The sequence below is a fragment of the Fibrobacter sp. UBA7003 genome (assembly GCA_002449765.1).
Classification (GTDB): domain Bacteria; phylum Fibrobacterota; class Fibrobacteria; order Fibrobacterales; family Fibrobacteraceae; genus Fibrobacter.
Window position 1 is genome coordinate 279575 of the sequence record DJXN01000010.1, and the last position, 14871, is coordinate 294445.

A 14871-nucleotide genomic window follows, 5' to 3' on the forward strand; every position below is an offset into this window, starting at 1 on the left:
GTCAAAATTTGTGATTATTCAACCTTCACGCAACGGACGGAGAAGCCATATGTTTTTAAATCCCCATCATCTGGTTGCGGAGCTCGCTCATTTGAGCCAGATACATAGCCACCCGTTGCGTATACAGTCACATCGTAACTATGCTCTTGCGGGTAAAACCAGAAAGCAACCTTTTTAAGAGATTTAAACACACCTCCCTCAGGGTCCCTTAATCCAGCGCCAACTAGGGAGAACCCGGTTGTATTCTTCCCGCTAAAGCCATGCATTGAACGCAAGCCCTTGATGCCATCATCATTTCCTTCGGCTGTACGAACAACAATATAATCTTCATATGTAAAAAGCCTCCAACCATCGGGACAGATTCCCTGGTGGTTCGGCTGAATCAAATCGGCACAACTTTCAGTATTGCAGCGGCTCGGCAACTGCATCATCTCGGCCCACTGGTAGAGGCCACCGAATTCATCGCACTTGGTAGTATCATTGTTGTAGCAGTAGCGCTCAACCTTAGAATCATTATTTTGGTCGTTTTCGCCGAGCACCATCTCGCCGATATTCAAGTTTTCTGCCATAACTGTCACCGACACGTTTCCTGTTCCCGTTAATGGATGTCCCGTTATCGTTATGTAGTAATAGCTACGACCATTGCGCGGATCCGTAAATGTCTTATAACGATTTTCACCAATACGCCAATCTTCTGCTAAAGCATCGGAATGGTCAAACGGCACATATTCACTGCTGCTGGACTGTTGTGTGACGCTACTGGAAGAGGACTTCGCGCTGCTGCTGGATTTCGCAGAACTGCTAGATTTTGCAGAGCTACTCGACTTCGCCGAACTGCTACTCGACAGATCCTCGACCGGAGCCGAGGATGACGAACGCACGGAACTGCTCGAAGCGACGCTGGATGACGAACGCACCGAGCTGCTCGACTTCGGTGCAACGCTGGAAGAAGACGACTTCGCATTGACACTCGAAGATGACTTCGCGCTGAACGAAGAGTTCGACTTTACAGAACTGCTGCTGGCATCGTCGCAGTCCTCGCAGACACTCGACGAGGAATCTTCCCCGGGCCGCACGAAACTGCTCTCGTCGTCATCACAGGCGGCAAGCGCAAGCGTCAATGCAAGAGCAAACACAAGACGCACAGATCCTCGCCGGAGTTTATCCCGGCCTACGTGCCGGGACCCAGATGACTGCAGAAATGCGGTTACCACATGACCAAATGGTGCTTTTCTAATGATAGACATACTCTTCGTTCCTTCTATCCCAAAATTATTAAAGTTTAAGCCTTTTTGGCGGCGGGTTTGGCTGCGGGAGCCTTCGATGCGTCGGTCTGCACGCCGATATCGATGGTGCCGAACTTGGCCTCGTAGGCCTTGAGCGTCGCGGCGAGCATGATGGCGAGCCTCTTTGCGGTGTACGGGGTCATCACCACGCGTTCGGCGATATCCACGTTCACCTTGCCCTGCCCCATGCTCCATGCCTGGTTCAGGCCCAGGAGCATCATGATTTCTTCGCGGCCGCCCACCACGTTGGTGGCGTTCACGTAAAGGCTCTTCATGTTGGAATCGTTCCACACGACTTCGGGCTGTTCATTCTGGGCTTTCTTGTTTTCGGGCATATAAAATCTCCAATATGGTTTTTGTTATTTTGTTGTAATTTTAGTAAATTATTTTGTCCACTATTTAATAACAGACAAAATATTTATTACAAAAAGTATACAACACTTGCTATCTCCATCCCCGACAAACATTTAGCAATCATTGTAAAATTATATTTTACAAGACACACCCGCGCAAGTTGTTCTCAAATACAAAAACAACATAACACTATTTTGTCCGTTATTGACAAGTTTGTCGAAGTATTCTATCTTTCCGTCCCGTTTTGGGATGTTCAGATTTTTAAATAGTCTCGAACAAAGGAAACAGGATGAACAAACTAGTCACCCTTCTTTTTGCGCTTTTCCTGGCCGCATGCTCGGTCACGGATTCCGAAAGCGACGACTATTCCAAGTGGGAATTTTCAGGCTACGTGCTCGACGCCAGCAACGGCAAGGGGCTAGAGGGAGCCACCATCAGCTACCAGGTTGCCGACGGCAAAACGCTGACGGCCACCACCGACGAGGACGGCGCCTTCTTCATCGACAGGCTCCCCTACGGCTCGATAAGCTTTTCGTTCAGCTACGCAAAGGTAAAAGGCAAGGACACGCTCCATTACGCCCCCAAGGTGCGCACGGTGGGTTCCACCAACGAATCCTCCTCGATGCACGGGATCGTGGCGAGCGTGAGCAACGTAATCCGCCTCAGCCCCCTGAACGCGGGAATCACGGGCGAATACTACATACATGATCCGCAGACGGGCGCCGCCCTCCCCGTCCAAAAGGCAAAGGTCTGGATAACCCACGCCGACACCTCCTACATCAACCTCGACGAGGATTCCTTCAGCACAAAGACGGATTCCCTGGGCAAGTTCGAGTTCGAGGGGCTCCCCGCCGATTCGGGGCTACTGCTGAACATCGCCCCCTACACCCACAACGGCCTGCGCTTCACCCTGCCCGCCACGGTGCTGCCGAGGCTCGCCGCCGAATCGAGCAAGGACATCGGCCGCGCCTACCTGCCGCAAGACACTTCCATCACGGTCCCGTTCCGTATCAAGGCGAGCAACGTCATGGATACCGACCAGAAGGGCTACAAGAACGTATCGCCCCTCGCGGTCCCCTACTTCGTTTTCAACGAGGCGATTACTGAAAACAACCTGGGTGTGAGCATGACCGGCGACTCGGCCTTCATCCTGACGCCGCAGGTCAAGGGCGACACACTGTTCCTCAAGCACGACAGGCCTCTCCCCGCAAGCACCGAGTTCTCGACGACGATAGTCGCCTACACCAAGAAGAAGAACGAGCGCATCGAAATCTCGCTCGACGGGGCCTCCGCGTTCACCACCGACCGCGGGCTCTACGCGGTCACGAGCAACGCCTGGCCGCAAAACGAGAAATACAGGGCCAGTTTCTCCATCGACGACACGCTGTGGGTCAAGTTCTCCGAAAAGCTGAGCAAGAACGTGGAACGCGTGCAGTGGCACTTTATCGCGAAGGCATCGAGGACCATCTCGTGCAACGGGAGTTTCGCCACGGCGGACGCCTGGATAAGCAAGGACACGCTTTTCGTGCAGATGCGCGAGAAGATTCTCGACGCGAGGACACCGGGCGATTCCGTGGGCATGGACGTCACCGTCTACGCCGAAAGCGGGCTCTACCTCGAACACCTGCTCATCATGACCGAACTCGAAGTCCCGCCGTCTTCTTCCAGCGTGGCCGACAGCACGGCAAGCTCCAGCAGCGGGGTGCCCGAGTCGTCAAGTTCAGCCGCAACAGCGTCCAGTTCGAGCAGCTCGTCGACCTAAATGAAACCGCTGTTTTTGACAACCGCCCTATTCGCCATCGGTTCGGCCCTCGCGGCCGGTTTCGACGGCGTGACCGAACCCATCGACCAGGCAAAAATCGGATTCACCGTCCCCGGCAAGATCGACCGCATCTGGGTCAAGGAAGGCGCGTTCGTGCACAAGGGCGACACGCTCGTGAACCTGGTCAAGACGGAGGAGGAGCTCCGCGCCCGCATCACAAAGATAAGCGCCGAAGACACCTCGAGCGTCGTTTCGGCACGGGTCAAGATGGAGACCTACGAAAAGGACTGGACGGTAACCAAGAAGCTCTTCGAAACTTCAAATTCCGTGAGCGCCGAACAGCTCTGGGAACGCGAGATGAACTACCGCGTAGCGAAGGCCGAATGGGAAGCCGCCAAGGTGAGCAAGTCCAAGGATTCGCTGGAACACCGCATGGCCCGCGCGCAGCTGCAGAAGCAGTATCTCATCGCCCCGTTCGACGGCGAAATCGTCTCCATATCCAAGAACCGTAGCGAAAGCGTGGAGGCGCTCGAACCCATCGTCGAAATCGCCGACGTCCGCACCTGCCGCATGACCGCCTACATCATCGCGAACAAGGCGAGCAAGCTCAAGGTGGGCCAGACGGTAAAGCTCCTGCTCGACGGTTCGTCGCAGGCCCGCAACAAGAAGGGAACCGTCGAATATATCTCGCCCGTGGTCGACAAGGCGAGCCTGCTCCGTACGGTCAAGGTCATCTTCGACAATTCCAACCGCTCCGTAGAACCCGGCGTCACCGGCAAGATTATCCTGCAATAATGCCCATGCACGCCGCATACCTGCCCCCGTTCGCTCTCGCGCTTGCCCTCGTGGCGGCACAATCGCCCGCGGCGGAGGCCGATTCGGCAGGCACGACGACTCCAGGGGATTCGCTGGTGCTCGAACTCGACGAGGCGCTCAAGGTGCTGGTCGAAAACAACGCCGACGTGCAGGAGGCGAAATACAACTGGATTGCCCAGGCCGAAATGGCAAAGGGCACGTACGGCGAATTCGAGCCGCACCTCGTGGGGCGCATCAACAAGGAACGCGCCGACAAGCCTAGCGCGCTCTTTACCGAGACGCGCGACGAATACAAGATTGGCGTGCAGGGCAAGCTCCCCACCGCCACCGAATACAACATCGGGTTCAACCAGGCGACATACACCCACAGCGAATACACCTCCGAGCTCTATTTCGGCGGCGAACTGCGCCAGCACCTGCTCAAGGACGGACTGCTCTACTTCGCGCCCACGAGCAACCTGCGGCAGGCCCGCCTGCAACAGGAAATCGCCTACCAGAAATACCGCAGCGCACTCGGCGAAATCCTCGACAAGTTCTACGAAGCCTACTGGAACTACTATTACGCCGAACAGACGCTGCAGTTCGCCACGAAATCCGCCCAGGTCGCAAAGCAAATCGCCGAAGACGCAAGCAAGCGGCAGCAGCTGGGCATGCTTTCGGCCCTCGACCAGCAGAAGGCCATCGCCGAATACTCCGACCGCGAAAGCGCGAGGCTCTCGGCAATCGACCAGCTGAGAAGGGCGAGGCTCGAACTGTTGCTCACGCTCTCATCGAGCAAGTACGTGCAGGACTCCCGCCCCCTCGCCATAAGGCCCCCGAACGACAACGATACCGCAGCGGGCCCCATTACGCCCGCAGCGGGCGATTCGAGCGCAAACGCAGATTCGTGCCGCATGCACCCCGCCTACCTGCAGCAGCTTGCAGAACTCGACCTGCGCGAAGAGGGCCTAAAGCAGCACCGCACCAGGGCGCTCCCCACGCTCGACCTTGTCGGGAACTACGGCATCCGCAGCCGCGACAGCGACGCAAGGCGCGCCGTGCGCGACTTCAAGCATGCCGAAAACAGGCAGACCGTACTTTCGGGCGGAATCGAAATCGACATTCCCCTGTTCGCGAACATGGGCGAACGCCACCAGGCCGCCGCCGAAAAGATAAACGTGCGCGCCGCCCGCGTGAGGCTCGCGCTCATCCAGGACAAGCTTGCCGAAGAACTCCGCAACCTGCAGAAAAGGGCGACCGAAATCCGCGAACAGACGAGGCTCAGCCAGATCGCGGTCACCTACCACGAAACCGAGCTGCAAGAAGAATTCAAGAAGATGGAACTCGGCAAGAGCAACTACCACGTGATTTTCGACATGGAAGAGGACCTGCGCAAAGCCGAGCAGCGCCACCTCGAGAACATCCGCGACATGCACCTTGTCGACGTCAAGCTCCTGCTCGCCAAAGGCGCGCTCCTCCGCGAAAACGGACTCGAGACATGGAACCAGGGCACCCCCACCCTACGCAAGGAACTGCTGAATGAATAAGACGACGCCACAGATCGACCCGGCCAAGATACTCAAGGCAATGCAGGGCGCGCTGAACAGTTCCAACGCGAAAATAAGCCAGATGACGCAGGTGTTCGACGTGGCACAGACCGTACTCGCCTGCGACAAGTTCAAGACGGCAAGCCTCGCGCTCGCAAGCGGGCTCTGCGACAAGTACGGCGCCGAACGCGTGAGCCTCGGCTGGGTCAAGCACGATTACGTTGTACTGAAGGCGCTCAGCCATACCGACCATTTCGAAAAGAAGATGCAGGTGGTGAGCGACCTCGAGGGCATCATGGAAGAGGCCTACGAGCAGGATGCCGCGGTGATCTACCCCGCACCCGAAAACAACGTTCTCTCGATTCGCGAACATGAGCTCTACAGCGCGGCCTACCACACAAAATACATCCTGACAGTCCCCATCCGGAACGGCGAAGACATCGTGGGCGTAATCTGCTGCGAACGCAATTCCAGGCCGTTCAGCGACCTCGACAGCGAACAGGTGTACCTGACGTCCACACTCTGCAGCGCACGCCTCCTGGAACTCTACACCAAAAGCAGCTGGTTCGGCCTGCGCATGGCAAGGGCTATACGCAAGGGGCTTTCCAAGGTTTTCGGGATCGAGCACACCTGGGCAAAGCTGCTCGGGCTCATCGCCATCGCGTTCATCCTGTTCGCGACGCTCTTCCCGCTTCCGTACAAAGTAAGCGCACCGGCAATCCTCAAGACCGACAAGATAATCTACACCACGGCCCCGTTCGACGGCTACATCGATACCGTATTCGTAAAGCCGGGCGACGTGGTATACAGGGGTTCGCCCCTGCTGCGCCTCAACCAGACGGAACTCAGGCTCGAAGAAGCCGACCTCATGGCCCAGGAACAGGACAGCCGCCGCGAAATCCAGAAGGCGCAGGCCGCGCACGAACTCGCCGAAATGCGCATACACCAGGCGCGCCTCGCCCAGACCCAGGCAAAGCTCAAGACCGTGCGCTACAAGCTCTCGATGGCGACAGTGGTCGTGAACGTCGACAGCGCCATCATCATCGAAGGCGACTTGCAAAAAAGGCTCGGCGCCCCCGTGAAGCAGGGTTCCGAACTGTTCCAGATGTCATCCATCGAGAACATCTACGTCGAAATAAACGTCCCCGAACAGGAACTCCGCAACGTGACCATCGGGAACCAGGGCCTGCTCGCCGTCAAGAGCCGTCCCGACTACGCCTACCGTTTCGAGACCAAGCGCGTAAGCCCCACCGCCGAAGTCAAGGAGCAGGAAAACACGTTCGCCGTGCGCGGCGAGTTCGTGTACGGCACACCCGCATGGTTCCGCCCCGGCATGACGGGCATCGCGAAGATTTTCGCCGAAAAGCACACTCTCTGGTGGATCCTCTCGCACCAGGCCATCGACTACCTGCGCATAAAGCTCTGGTGGTAAAAAAATTTATTTTCCCACTTTTTTTGGGAAAAATCTATATTAAAGGCATGGCTGAATCGTGCGAAAAACAGAATATCACTGCAAAGCTAGTCGAATATTTCGGGAATAAGCCCGAAATCGACTCGGCAATTCTGTTTGGCTCCCTGGCCAAGAACCAGTTTAACGAGCACAGCGACATCGACATCGCCGTCCATTCGCAGAGCGCCCTCTCCTACGACAGCCTTGCCAAGATGCAGGTGGAACTCAGCCTGCTGTGCAAAAGGGAAGTCGACATCGCCGACCTCTCAAAGGCGGAAGGACTCTTTTTGCATCAGATCATGACGACAGGCGAACGCATCAAGTTCAACCACGACGTGTTCCACAAGTACATCATGAAAGCGCTGTATTTCTACGAGGACTTCCTGCCCATCCAACGCGCCTGCCGCGCCGAAAGAATCAAGAGGTTTCTCAATGGATAAGGACCTACTGCAAAAAAAAATTGAAATGCTAGCCAACTGCATCGAGCGAATCAAGTCACAGAAGGTGGCTAGCCTCAAAGATTTGGAAGCCATGTCACCCCCACCACCATGGCCGACACATTCAGGTTCCTCGCCGAGAAAAATGTCATCTCGAAGGAGAATGCGGACAACCTAGCAAAGGCCGTCGCATTCAGAAATATCGCGGTTCATCAATACGACATCTTGGACAACAAGGTCATTTTCCAGATTGTATCTGGGCACCTGAACGACTTTACGGACTTCGCCGCAAGCGTTGCTGCACTTCGCGCACAGCATTCTTAAACATTTTTTTACCAACACCCCCTCTAAAAGCAAAGAAGCCACGCGTATGCGGATAAAAAATTTACGGGGAAAGACTATTTTGACAAAAAAAAATTTGCGGGAAAATATGATTTTAACAAAGAAAAATTTGCGGGAAAATAAAAAAATTTATGTATATTTAGACATGTTCGGGGGATAAAACATGCCGAAATTTACATTTAAACGCAAAATATACGCAAAAATGCTCGTGCAATGAGCAATAACCCTGCATCCCTACAAGAATATGGTTTCCATTTACCAAGCGAATCCATTTTTGAGGGATAGTTTGTCTCATTTTCCCCTGTTTCGTAAAAAAAAGACATCCTTTCGGTTTCTTCTGCTTTTTTCATATTGGCCATCCTTCCCGCATCTCCATAAAAAGCGAGTTGTTAATTTTCTTGCCATCAATGTAAACAAAAAAAACAAGTCAAGTATTTTTGGATTGCGGCCTTTTTTTGGGACTGATTTGTGATGAGCGTCACTAGTCATACTTGTCCAGCACACATCGTCAAATTCGTGGCATTTTTTAGAAAAAGATTGTCAAATTCGTGGCATTTTTATATATTAACATCGTCAAATTCGTGGCAAAATGAGGTCAAAACATGTTGAAACGAAAGTTCTCAGAGACCCTAAAACAGTGGAAAAAAACAAAAAAAAGGGAATGTTTGCTCGTAAATGGGGCCCGCCAGGTCGGCAAGACCTTTATTATAGATGTTTTTGGCCGTGAAAATTACAAAAGCTACATCTACCTGAACCTGTTCAAAAATCCAGAATACAAGCAAATTTTCGAGGGAGAACTCGAACCGAACGAGATATACAAGCGAATTTCGCTACTAGTCAAAAAAACAAATTTTATCGAAGGCGACACGCTTATTTTCATCGACGAAATTCAGGTCTGTAGCAAGGCCAGGACAGCCCTCAAGTTTCTCGCCATGGATGACAGATACGACATAATCGCGTCCGGTTCGCTGCTGGGGCTGCATTACAACAAGCTAGGCCAGAATTCCGAAGAGATTTCCATTCCTGTCGGCTACGAGCGCGAAGTCGAAATGCATTCTCTCGATTTCGAGGAATTCCTTTGGGCAAACGACGTGAGCGAAGAGTCCATCGAGAACCTGAAAGAATATTACACACAAAAAAAAGCACTGCCCGACGCCATCAATAACCTGTACCAGAACAAGCTTCGTGAATACCTTGTTGTGGGAGGGATGCCAGAAGTGGTGAACACATTTATCTCGACAACAAATTTTCAACAAGTCTTTAATGCACAACAGAAGATTTTCAAAGCATACGAAGACGACATCCAGCATTATGCAACCAATACGGAGCGGCCCAAAATACGAGCCTGCTACTACTCTCTCCCCCGCCAGCTGTCAAAGGAATACTCGAAATTTCAGTACAAGACCGTCGAGAAAAACGGAAACGCAAAAAAATACGGGAACGCACTGGACTGGCTTGTCGATGCGGGACTCGTCAAACTGGTGCACAACGTGAGTTTACCCGAAATGCCGCTCAAGGCCTACGAACAGCCCGAAAACTTCAAAGTCTATGTTACCGACATCGGCCTTGCAACGCACCAGTTCGGCTTCGAGACGCAGTCGGCCCTTGTACGCAAGGAACTGAAGGGGCATGCAAAGGGAGGCATCTACGAGAACCTGATTTTCGACATTCTCAACAAGCGCGGGCTCAATCTGAACTATTACAAAAATGGCGAGAATACGCAAGAAATCGAGTTCGTTTTCGAGCACTCCGGCAAAGTCGTTCCTGTGGAGGTCAAGTCGAAAAACGGACAGACAACCTCGATGAACGAATTTATCAAAAAATACAGTCCGTCGCTTGCGATAAAACTGATTGACGGAAACATCGGCATCGACGGAAACAAGGTAAGCCTGCCACAATTCATGGCGATGTTTTTGCCGTAATCTAAACAATTTTTTACAAACAAAATACCATATTCCATGCGGGAATAAAAAATGCAGGGCGGGCGCAATTCGTTTTTGTATCTTTGCTCTCATGATGATTCCAACGTCTAAAAGATTTACCCGTGTGGCCGGTCTTCGCGGCCGCCCCGCACAGCAGAGTGCGGGCCTGTTTGCGCTGTTCCTTTTCGCATCCCTGGTTTCTTGCGCCGGAAACGGCGACCCGTTGACCAACCCGGAACCGAAGGCCGACGAGAGCGGCGCCCCCGCTACCGCGGCGCAGAGCTATTACGACTACGATAATTCGAGCGCAGCTTCGGCGGGCTCGGGCACGAATGTTAGCGCGGTTCGCAATCCGGACGGCACCATCGGCAACGCGGGCTTCAGCTTCAAGTTCCCGGGCGGCGACTGGACGGTCATCGGCGGCGAGGATGGCGCCCCCTACGAGTTCTACAATGCGAATTCGGGCAGGCGCGCGGTGCTACGCGAGGTAGCGCTCGACGAAGGCGAGCCCATGAACCTCATGGACCGCGCCCGCATGGAAATGCAGAGCCTGGAATCTAGCGGCAAGAAGGCGACCTTGAGCGAGCTCAATCCCGAAGAGGCGTTCGGCACGACCGGCGCGTTCTTCGACATCGCGGGCAAGCGCTACGAGACCCCGTACGAGGCAGTGGGCATGGTAACGGGCAACGGACGCAGCGTCTACACCCTCACGCTTACCGCAACCGACAACGTGCCCGGAAAGGACATGCTCAAGGAGGAATGGAGGGAATTCTTCAAGGGGTTCACCCTCAACGAAATCGCCGAGGAACAGGGCCCAGAACTCTCTCCGGAACGCATCCAGAGCCACACTTCCGCAGCGCTCGGCTACACCTGGAGCACAAAGGACACGCTTTGGCACTTCTGGAACGGCATCGCGAAGCAGAACAACGACCCCGACCTGGTGCTCACCGACAAGTCCGAGGAAGTCTCGTTATTTGTATATGGCGCAATCCTCCCACCCGACGTCATCGGCCAGCAGGACATGTTCAAGGTGCTCCTCACCCGCCTCGGCGTCGACCCGAACAACCGCACGCTCGATGCCCGCCGCGTGAAGGTCGGCGACCGCTACGCGCAGGAATTCACGCTCACCCACATGGTCGGCAAGTTCGACTTTAGCTACAAGGGACGGTTCTTCTACGAGAACGGACGCGGAATCCTGATTGCGGCCTGGACGCAGGGCGCGACGCAGAAGAAATACGCGAAGGCGATAGACAACGCCATCGAAGGGCTCTCCGTGGGGGCCAAGCCCGCGCAGGCGACCGACGCCGAAAGCACCAGGAAGCAGAACAAATTCAACGCCGCCGTCATGAACCAGGTGGGCATCCTCCGCCTTGTGGAAGACCAGCCGCTCGTGGCGCTCAGCTACTTCGAGCGCGCGAACAAGATGGACCCCGAGGAACCGCTCTACCTCGTGAACTGCGGGTTTATCTACCAGATGAAAGAACTCTACGGCCCGGGCATCGCCTACTTTACAAGCCAGATGCCGCTGGTGCGCAAGAACGGGAAACTCCTCTCCATCCTCGGCGAAATGTACGAGGTGCTGTTCGACTACAGCCACGCCCGCGAATGTGCGGAAGCGGCGCTCCAGTTCACGCCGAACAATCCCGAATACGTCATCAACCTCTCCGACGCGCTCTGGGGACTCGGACAGCGCCACCAATCGCTTGTTGTGGTGCAGCGCCTCTATGACACGCAGCCGAGCAGTCGCCTGGGCGTGTACCTCGCAAAGACCTACATGGGCCTCGACCAGTACGCCGAAGCCGTCGAAATATTATATGGGGTACGAGGCCGGTTCGGGATGAGCAAGGATTTGGGCGAAACCCTCATGGACGCCCTCATGTTCCTGGGCCGCTACGAGGAAGCCCGCGCCATCAGCGAAGAGACTCTCCAGAAGGAAAAGAACGATTACAAGCTGTGGACCATGCACGGTAAAATCCTCTTCTACAGCCACAACTACCGCGACGCCGAAAAAGCGCTCACCAAGGCGCTCTCGCTCAAGGCCGACAACGAAGACGCGAAGAGCTTCCTCAGCGCCACCAAGGCGTTCCTCGGGAAGGCCGACAACCGCACGCTGCAAAAACCTATCACGCCCGTGGAAGAACGTACCGCGAACATCAAGAGCCTGCTGAGCGCAAAAGCCAAGCAGGAAGCCGTCGAGGGCGACTTCCCCGCCGTGGTGCACTACCGCAAGGAATGCCTGAAGGCCGAAAAGAACCAGCCGTGGAGCAGGAGCGAGGAAATGCTCATGGAAATCCTCGACGTGCGAGGTGCCGCCATCTACCGCGAGTTCACCTTCGATTTTCTGCCGGGTTACGACCGCATATTCCTCAACGCGCTCGAAGTGTACGACAGCAACTGGAACCTGAAGCAGAAGGCTAGCCTCAACGGCGCCTACATCACCTACGCGACCGAAATCGGCGGCAAGAACGAAAGCCAGATGGCGCACTTCCCGCTCTCGGAACTCGCGCCGGGCGACTTCATTTATCTGCAGTTCAGCCGCACCGCCATCGAAGCGAAGGGCATGATTCCCTACACCGACTTCGTGAGCAGCAAGGACGTTCCCGTGGGCCAGTCCATATTCCGCGTGTACGCCGACACGAACGCGTTCACCACCGAGGAATACGGACCGCTTGAGCGCGAGAACATCAAGGGCGGGCGCGAATGGAAAATCGAGAGCCCGGTCGTGATGCGCAAGGAACTCTACATGCCCGTGTACCGCGATTTTGGCGCAGGCCTGATGCTCACCGGCAAGCAGCAGTGGAAGGAAGTCGGCGAAGACTACCAGAACCTCATCAAGCACCAGTTCAAACAGGCTGTGAGCGTGCGCGAGAAGGCATTCGAGGTGAAGGGCAACAAGATTGGGAACGAGGCCGTCAAGGCAATCGCGAACTTCGTGCGCCACGATATCCGCTACCGCGATATCCGCTTCGGCGGCCACAGCCTTATCCCGCAGACCGCCGAAGTGACGCTCAAGGAGCGTCGTGGCGACTGCAAGGACATGGCTCTATTGCTTAAAGAAATGCTCGCGACCATCGGCGTCAAGAGCTACCTCACCGCAATCCACCTCACGGAAGAAGGCTTCTCGCAACTGCCGACCATCCAGCAGTTCAACCACATGATTCTCTACGTGCCCAAGCAGGACCGCATAAGCGAGATGTGGATCGACGCGACCGACAAGACAGGCAACGACCGCCCCGTCCCGCTCGACATGGAAGGGAAAGTCGCCCTCATCATCGACGGCGAGAACAGCCGCGTGACGCAGACGCCGATACTCGAAGACAACCAGGAACACAAGATTGCGATTGACCACAGGCTCTTTATCGGGAACGACGGCACCTGCGAGTTCCGCGATTCCGTGACGCTGGAAGGCAAGTTCGCAAGCGCCATCCGCAACAAGTTCTACGGGCGCGAAGTCAAGGAGCAGGAAAAGCTCATGGAAGACTTCATGGCGCAGGGCGTACCCGACGTGAACATCTCGAAGGTCGAAATCAAGAACCTCGACGAGTTCAACAAGCCTCTCGTTCTCGTTACCACCTACGGGTCCAAGGCGTACTTCGGGCAGGGCGGCGAAATGAAGGGGCGGTTCCCCAACGTTTGGGAGCGCAGCCTGTTCAAGATGCCCAAGGTCGCAAAGCGCCACCACCCCATCCGCATGCCGCACGAGACGCAGTTCCAGTACAGCCTCACCGTAAAGGCTGCCGACGGCAAGAGCGTGAACGTGGTCGGCCCGAAGGCACTCGCCCGCGACGCTGACTACGTGAGCTTCGAGAAGGGAGTAAACGCCGGGGCGCAATCTTCCATCAAGTGGACGACGTTCGCGCTGTACGCCGACCCGAGCGAATACAACAAGATTCGCGAGGAATGGGACTACCTGCTGAGCGAAACGAGCCCTATGATTACGATAAGGTAATCACGGCATACAAGTATGCCGTGGAGCTTGCTTGCGCAAGCAAGGATGCAAAAGCGAGCCGCTACATAAAACGCAAATTAGAAAAGGCCCCGGACGGGGCCTTTTAGTTTTAAGCGCTGGAGCTAGTTTTCGTCGAAGTCGGCGAGATCTTCTTCGGCTTCCTTGAGGTCGGCCGCATCCGGGCCTTCGCCAAAGTCCTCGTCATCCGCCTCGTCGAGCGAGTCGCCGCCCATCGAGCCGAGCGTGTATTCGACCTTGCGGGCTTCCTTGGACTGTCCGAGCTTGAGGATGGCGGCACATTCTTCGCAGTAGCCGAGGTCCTTGTCGACCCAGAATTCCGGAGAGACGAGATTCTTGTTGCAGCGGGTGCAAATCTGCGTCGCGACTTCACGGGTAAACGCGAGGTTCTGCTCTTCCAGTTCCTTGAGAATACGTTCGGTCAATTCTTCCTGCGTCTCTTCGGCAAGAGAAATCTTGTGGCGGATGGCCATCGTCGGCTTCTTCTCGAGCTGCTTCAGTTCGGAAGACACCTTCTTCTGGTTGACCCTCTCGGCATCCTCGTTGATTTCGGTGAACATGATGGTCTTCGAGAGCTTCTTGCCACCCTCGAGCAACAGGGCGAAGGGAACGAGCTTCTTCTTGTCGTTCACCGGAGCGGGCTTGGCCGGTTCCTTGGCGGGTTCATTGACAACTTCCTTGACGGCAACGTCCTTTTCCTCGGATTCCACCTTCGCCGGTTTCTTGACAGGAGCCGGTTTCTCTACCGGAGCAGGCTTCTTCTCAGGAGCGGGCTTTTTTGCAGGAGCGGGTTTGGCCGGGGCCACAGGCTTCTTTGCAGGAGCCGGCTTTGCAGCGGGCTTGGCCGGCTTCTTTGCGGGAGCGACTTTTACCGGAGCAGCCTTCTTCGCAGGAACGGCTGGCTTTTTCGCCGGGGCGGCCTTTGCAGGAGCGGCCTTCTTCGCAGGGGCGGGCTTCTTCGCGGGAGCAACCTTCTTGGCCGGAGCGGGCTTCTTTGCAGGAGCGGCCT

12 protein-coding genes are annotated in these 14871 nt (G+C 55.4%); 8 read left to right on the forward strand and 4 right to left on the reverse strand.

Annotation, left to right across the window (positions count from 1 at the left end; all coding sequences use genetic code 11):
• Positions 1–14 precede the first annotated feature (14 nt).
• Together B2952_RS07715 and B2952_RS07720 are read right to left on the reverse strand one after the other, a co-directional pair.
• Positions 15–1145, reverse strand: a complete 1131-nt coding sequence (locus tag B2952_RS07715; protein WP_290730141.1) for an FISUMP domain-containing protein — start codon at positions 1143–1145, stop codon at positions 15–17.
• Positions 1146–1282: 137 nt separating this feature from the next.
• Positions 1283–1621 (reverse strand): DUF3467 domain-containing protein, encoded by a 339-nt coding sequence (locus B2952_RS07720; protein ID WP_290727442.1) that lies wholly within the window; start codon positions 1619–1621, stop codon positions 1283–1285.
• A gap of 308 nt (positions 1622–1929) precedes the next feature.
• Between B2952_RS07720 and B2952_RS07725 the strand changes: the two genes are divergently transcribed.
• From B2952_RS07725 to hepT, 6 genes are all read left to right on the forward strand, one after another.
• Positions 1930–3402, forward strand: a complete 1473-nt coding sequence (locus tag B2952_RS07725; protein WP_290734501.1) for a carboxypeptidase regulatory-like domain-containing protein — start codon at positions 1930–1932, stop codon at positions 3400–3402.
• Positions 3403–4197, forward strand: coding sequence for an efflux RND transporter periplasmic adaptor subunit (locus B2952_RS07730; RefSeq protein WP_290734499.1), 795 nt, complete (start codon positions 3403–3405; stop codon positions 4195–4197).
• The gene (locus B2952_RS07735; RefSeq protein ID WP_290734497.1) at positions 4197–5744 is read left to right on the forward strand and encodes a TolC family protein; all 1548 of its coding nucleotides are present in this window, start codon (positions 4197–4199) and stop codon (positions 5742–5744) included. The genes B2952_RS07730 and B2952_RS07735 overlap by 1 nt, the downstream gene beginning before the upstream one ends.
• Complete coding sequence (locus B2952_RS07740; RefSeq protein WP_290731810.1) at positions 5737–7176, forward strand: efflux RND transporter periplasmic adaptor subunit; 1440 nt, start codon at positions 5737–5739, stop codon at positions 7174–7176. The genes B2952_RS07735 and B2952_RS07740 overlap by 8 nt, the downstream gene beginning before the upstream one ends.
• A gap of 47 nt (positions 7177–7223) precedes the next feature.
• Positions 7224–7634 carry a type VII toxin-antitoxin system MntA family adenylyltransferase antitoxin gene (gene mntA / locus B2952_RS07745; RefSeq protein ID WP_290734494.1) on the forward strand — a complete coding sequence of 137 codons (411 nt, stop codon included), beginning with the start codon at positions 7224–7226 and terminating at the stop codon, positions 7632–7634.
• A 108-nt stretch (positions 7635–7742) separates the two neighbouring features.
• Positions 7743–7955: a type VII toxin-antitoxin system HepT family RNase toxin gene (gene hepT / locus B2952_RS07750; protein ID WP_290734492.1), complete on the forward strand. Its 213-nt coding sequence runs from the start codon at positions 7743–7745 to the stop codon at positions 7953–7955.
• A gap of 197 nt (positions 7956–8152) precedes the next feature.
• Here hepT and B2952_RS07755 read toward each other — a convergent pair whose 3' ends face one another.
• The gene (locus B2952_RS07755) at positions 8153–8323 is read right to left on the reverse strand and encodes a hypothetical protein (protein ID WP_290734490.1); all 171 of its coding nucleotides are present in this window, start codon (positions 8321–8323) and stop codon (positions 8153–8155) included.
• Between the two features lie 315 nt (positions 8324–8638).
• Here B2952_RS07755 and B2952_RS07760 point away from each other — a divergent pair, with 315 nt between their 5' ends.
• Together B2952_RS07760 and B2952_RS07765 are read left to right on the forward strand one after the other, a co-directional pair.
• On the forward strand, positions 8639–9895 hold the full coding sequence (locus B2952_RS07760; RefSeq protein ID WP_290734488.1) for an ATP-binding protein: 1257 nt from the start codon (positions 8639–8641) through the stop codon (positions 9893–9895).
• Between the two features lie 91 nt (positions 9896–9986).
• Positions 9987–13844 carry a transglutaminase domain-containing protein gene (locus B2952_RS07765; protein WP_290734486.1) on the forward strand — a complete coding sequence of 1286 codons (3858 nt, stop codon included), beginning with the start codon at positions 9987–9989 and terminating at the stop codon, positions 13842–13844.
• Between the two features lie 122 nt (positions 13845–13966).
• Here the strand turns inward: B2952_RS07765 and B2952_RS07770 are convergent.
• Positions 13967–14871, reverse strand: a 905-nt coding sequence (locus B2952_RS07770) for a hypothetical protein (RefSeq protein ID WP_290734484.1), incomplete at its 5' end; no start/stop codon positions are given.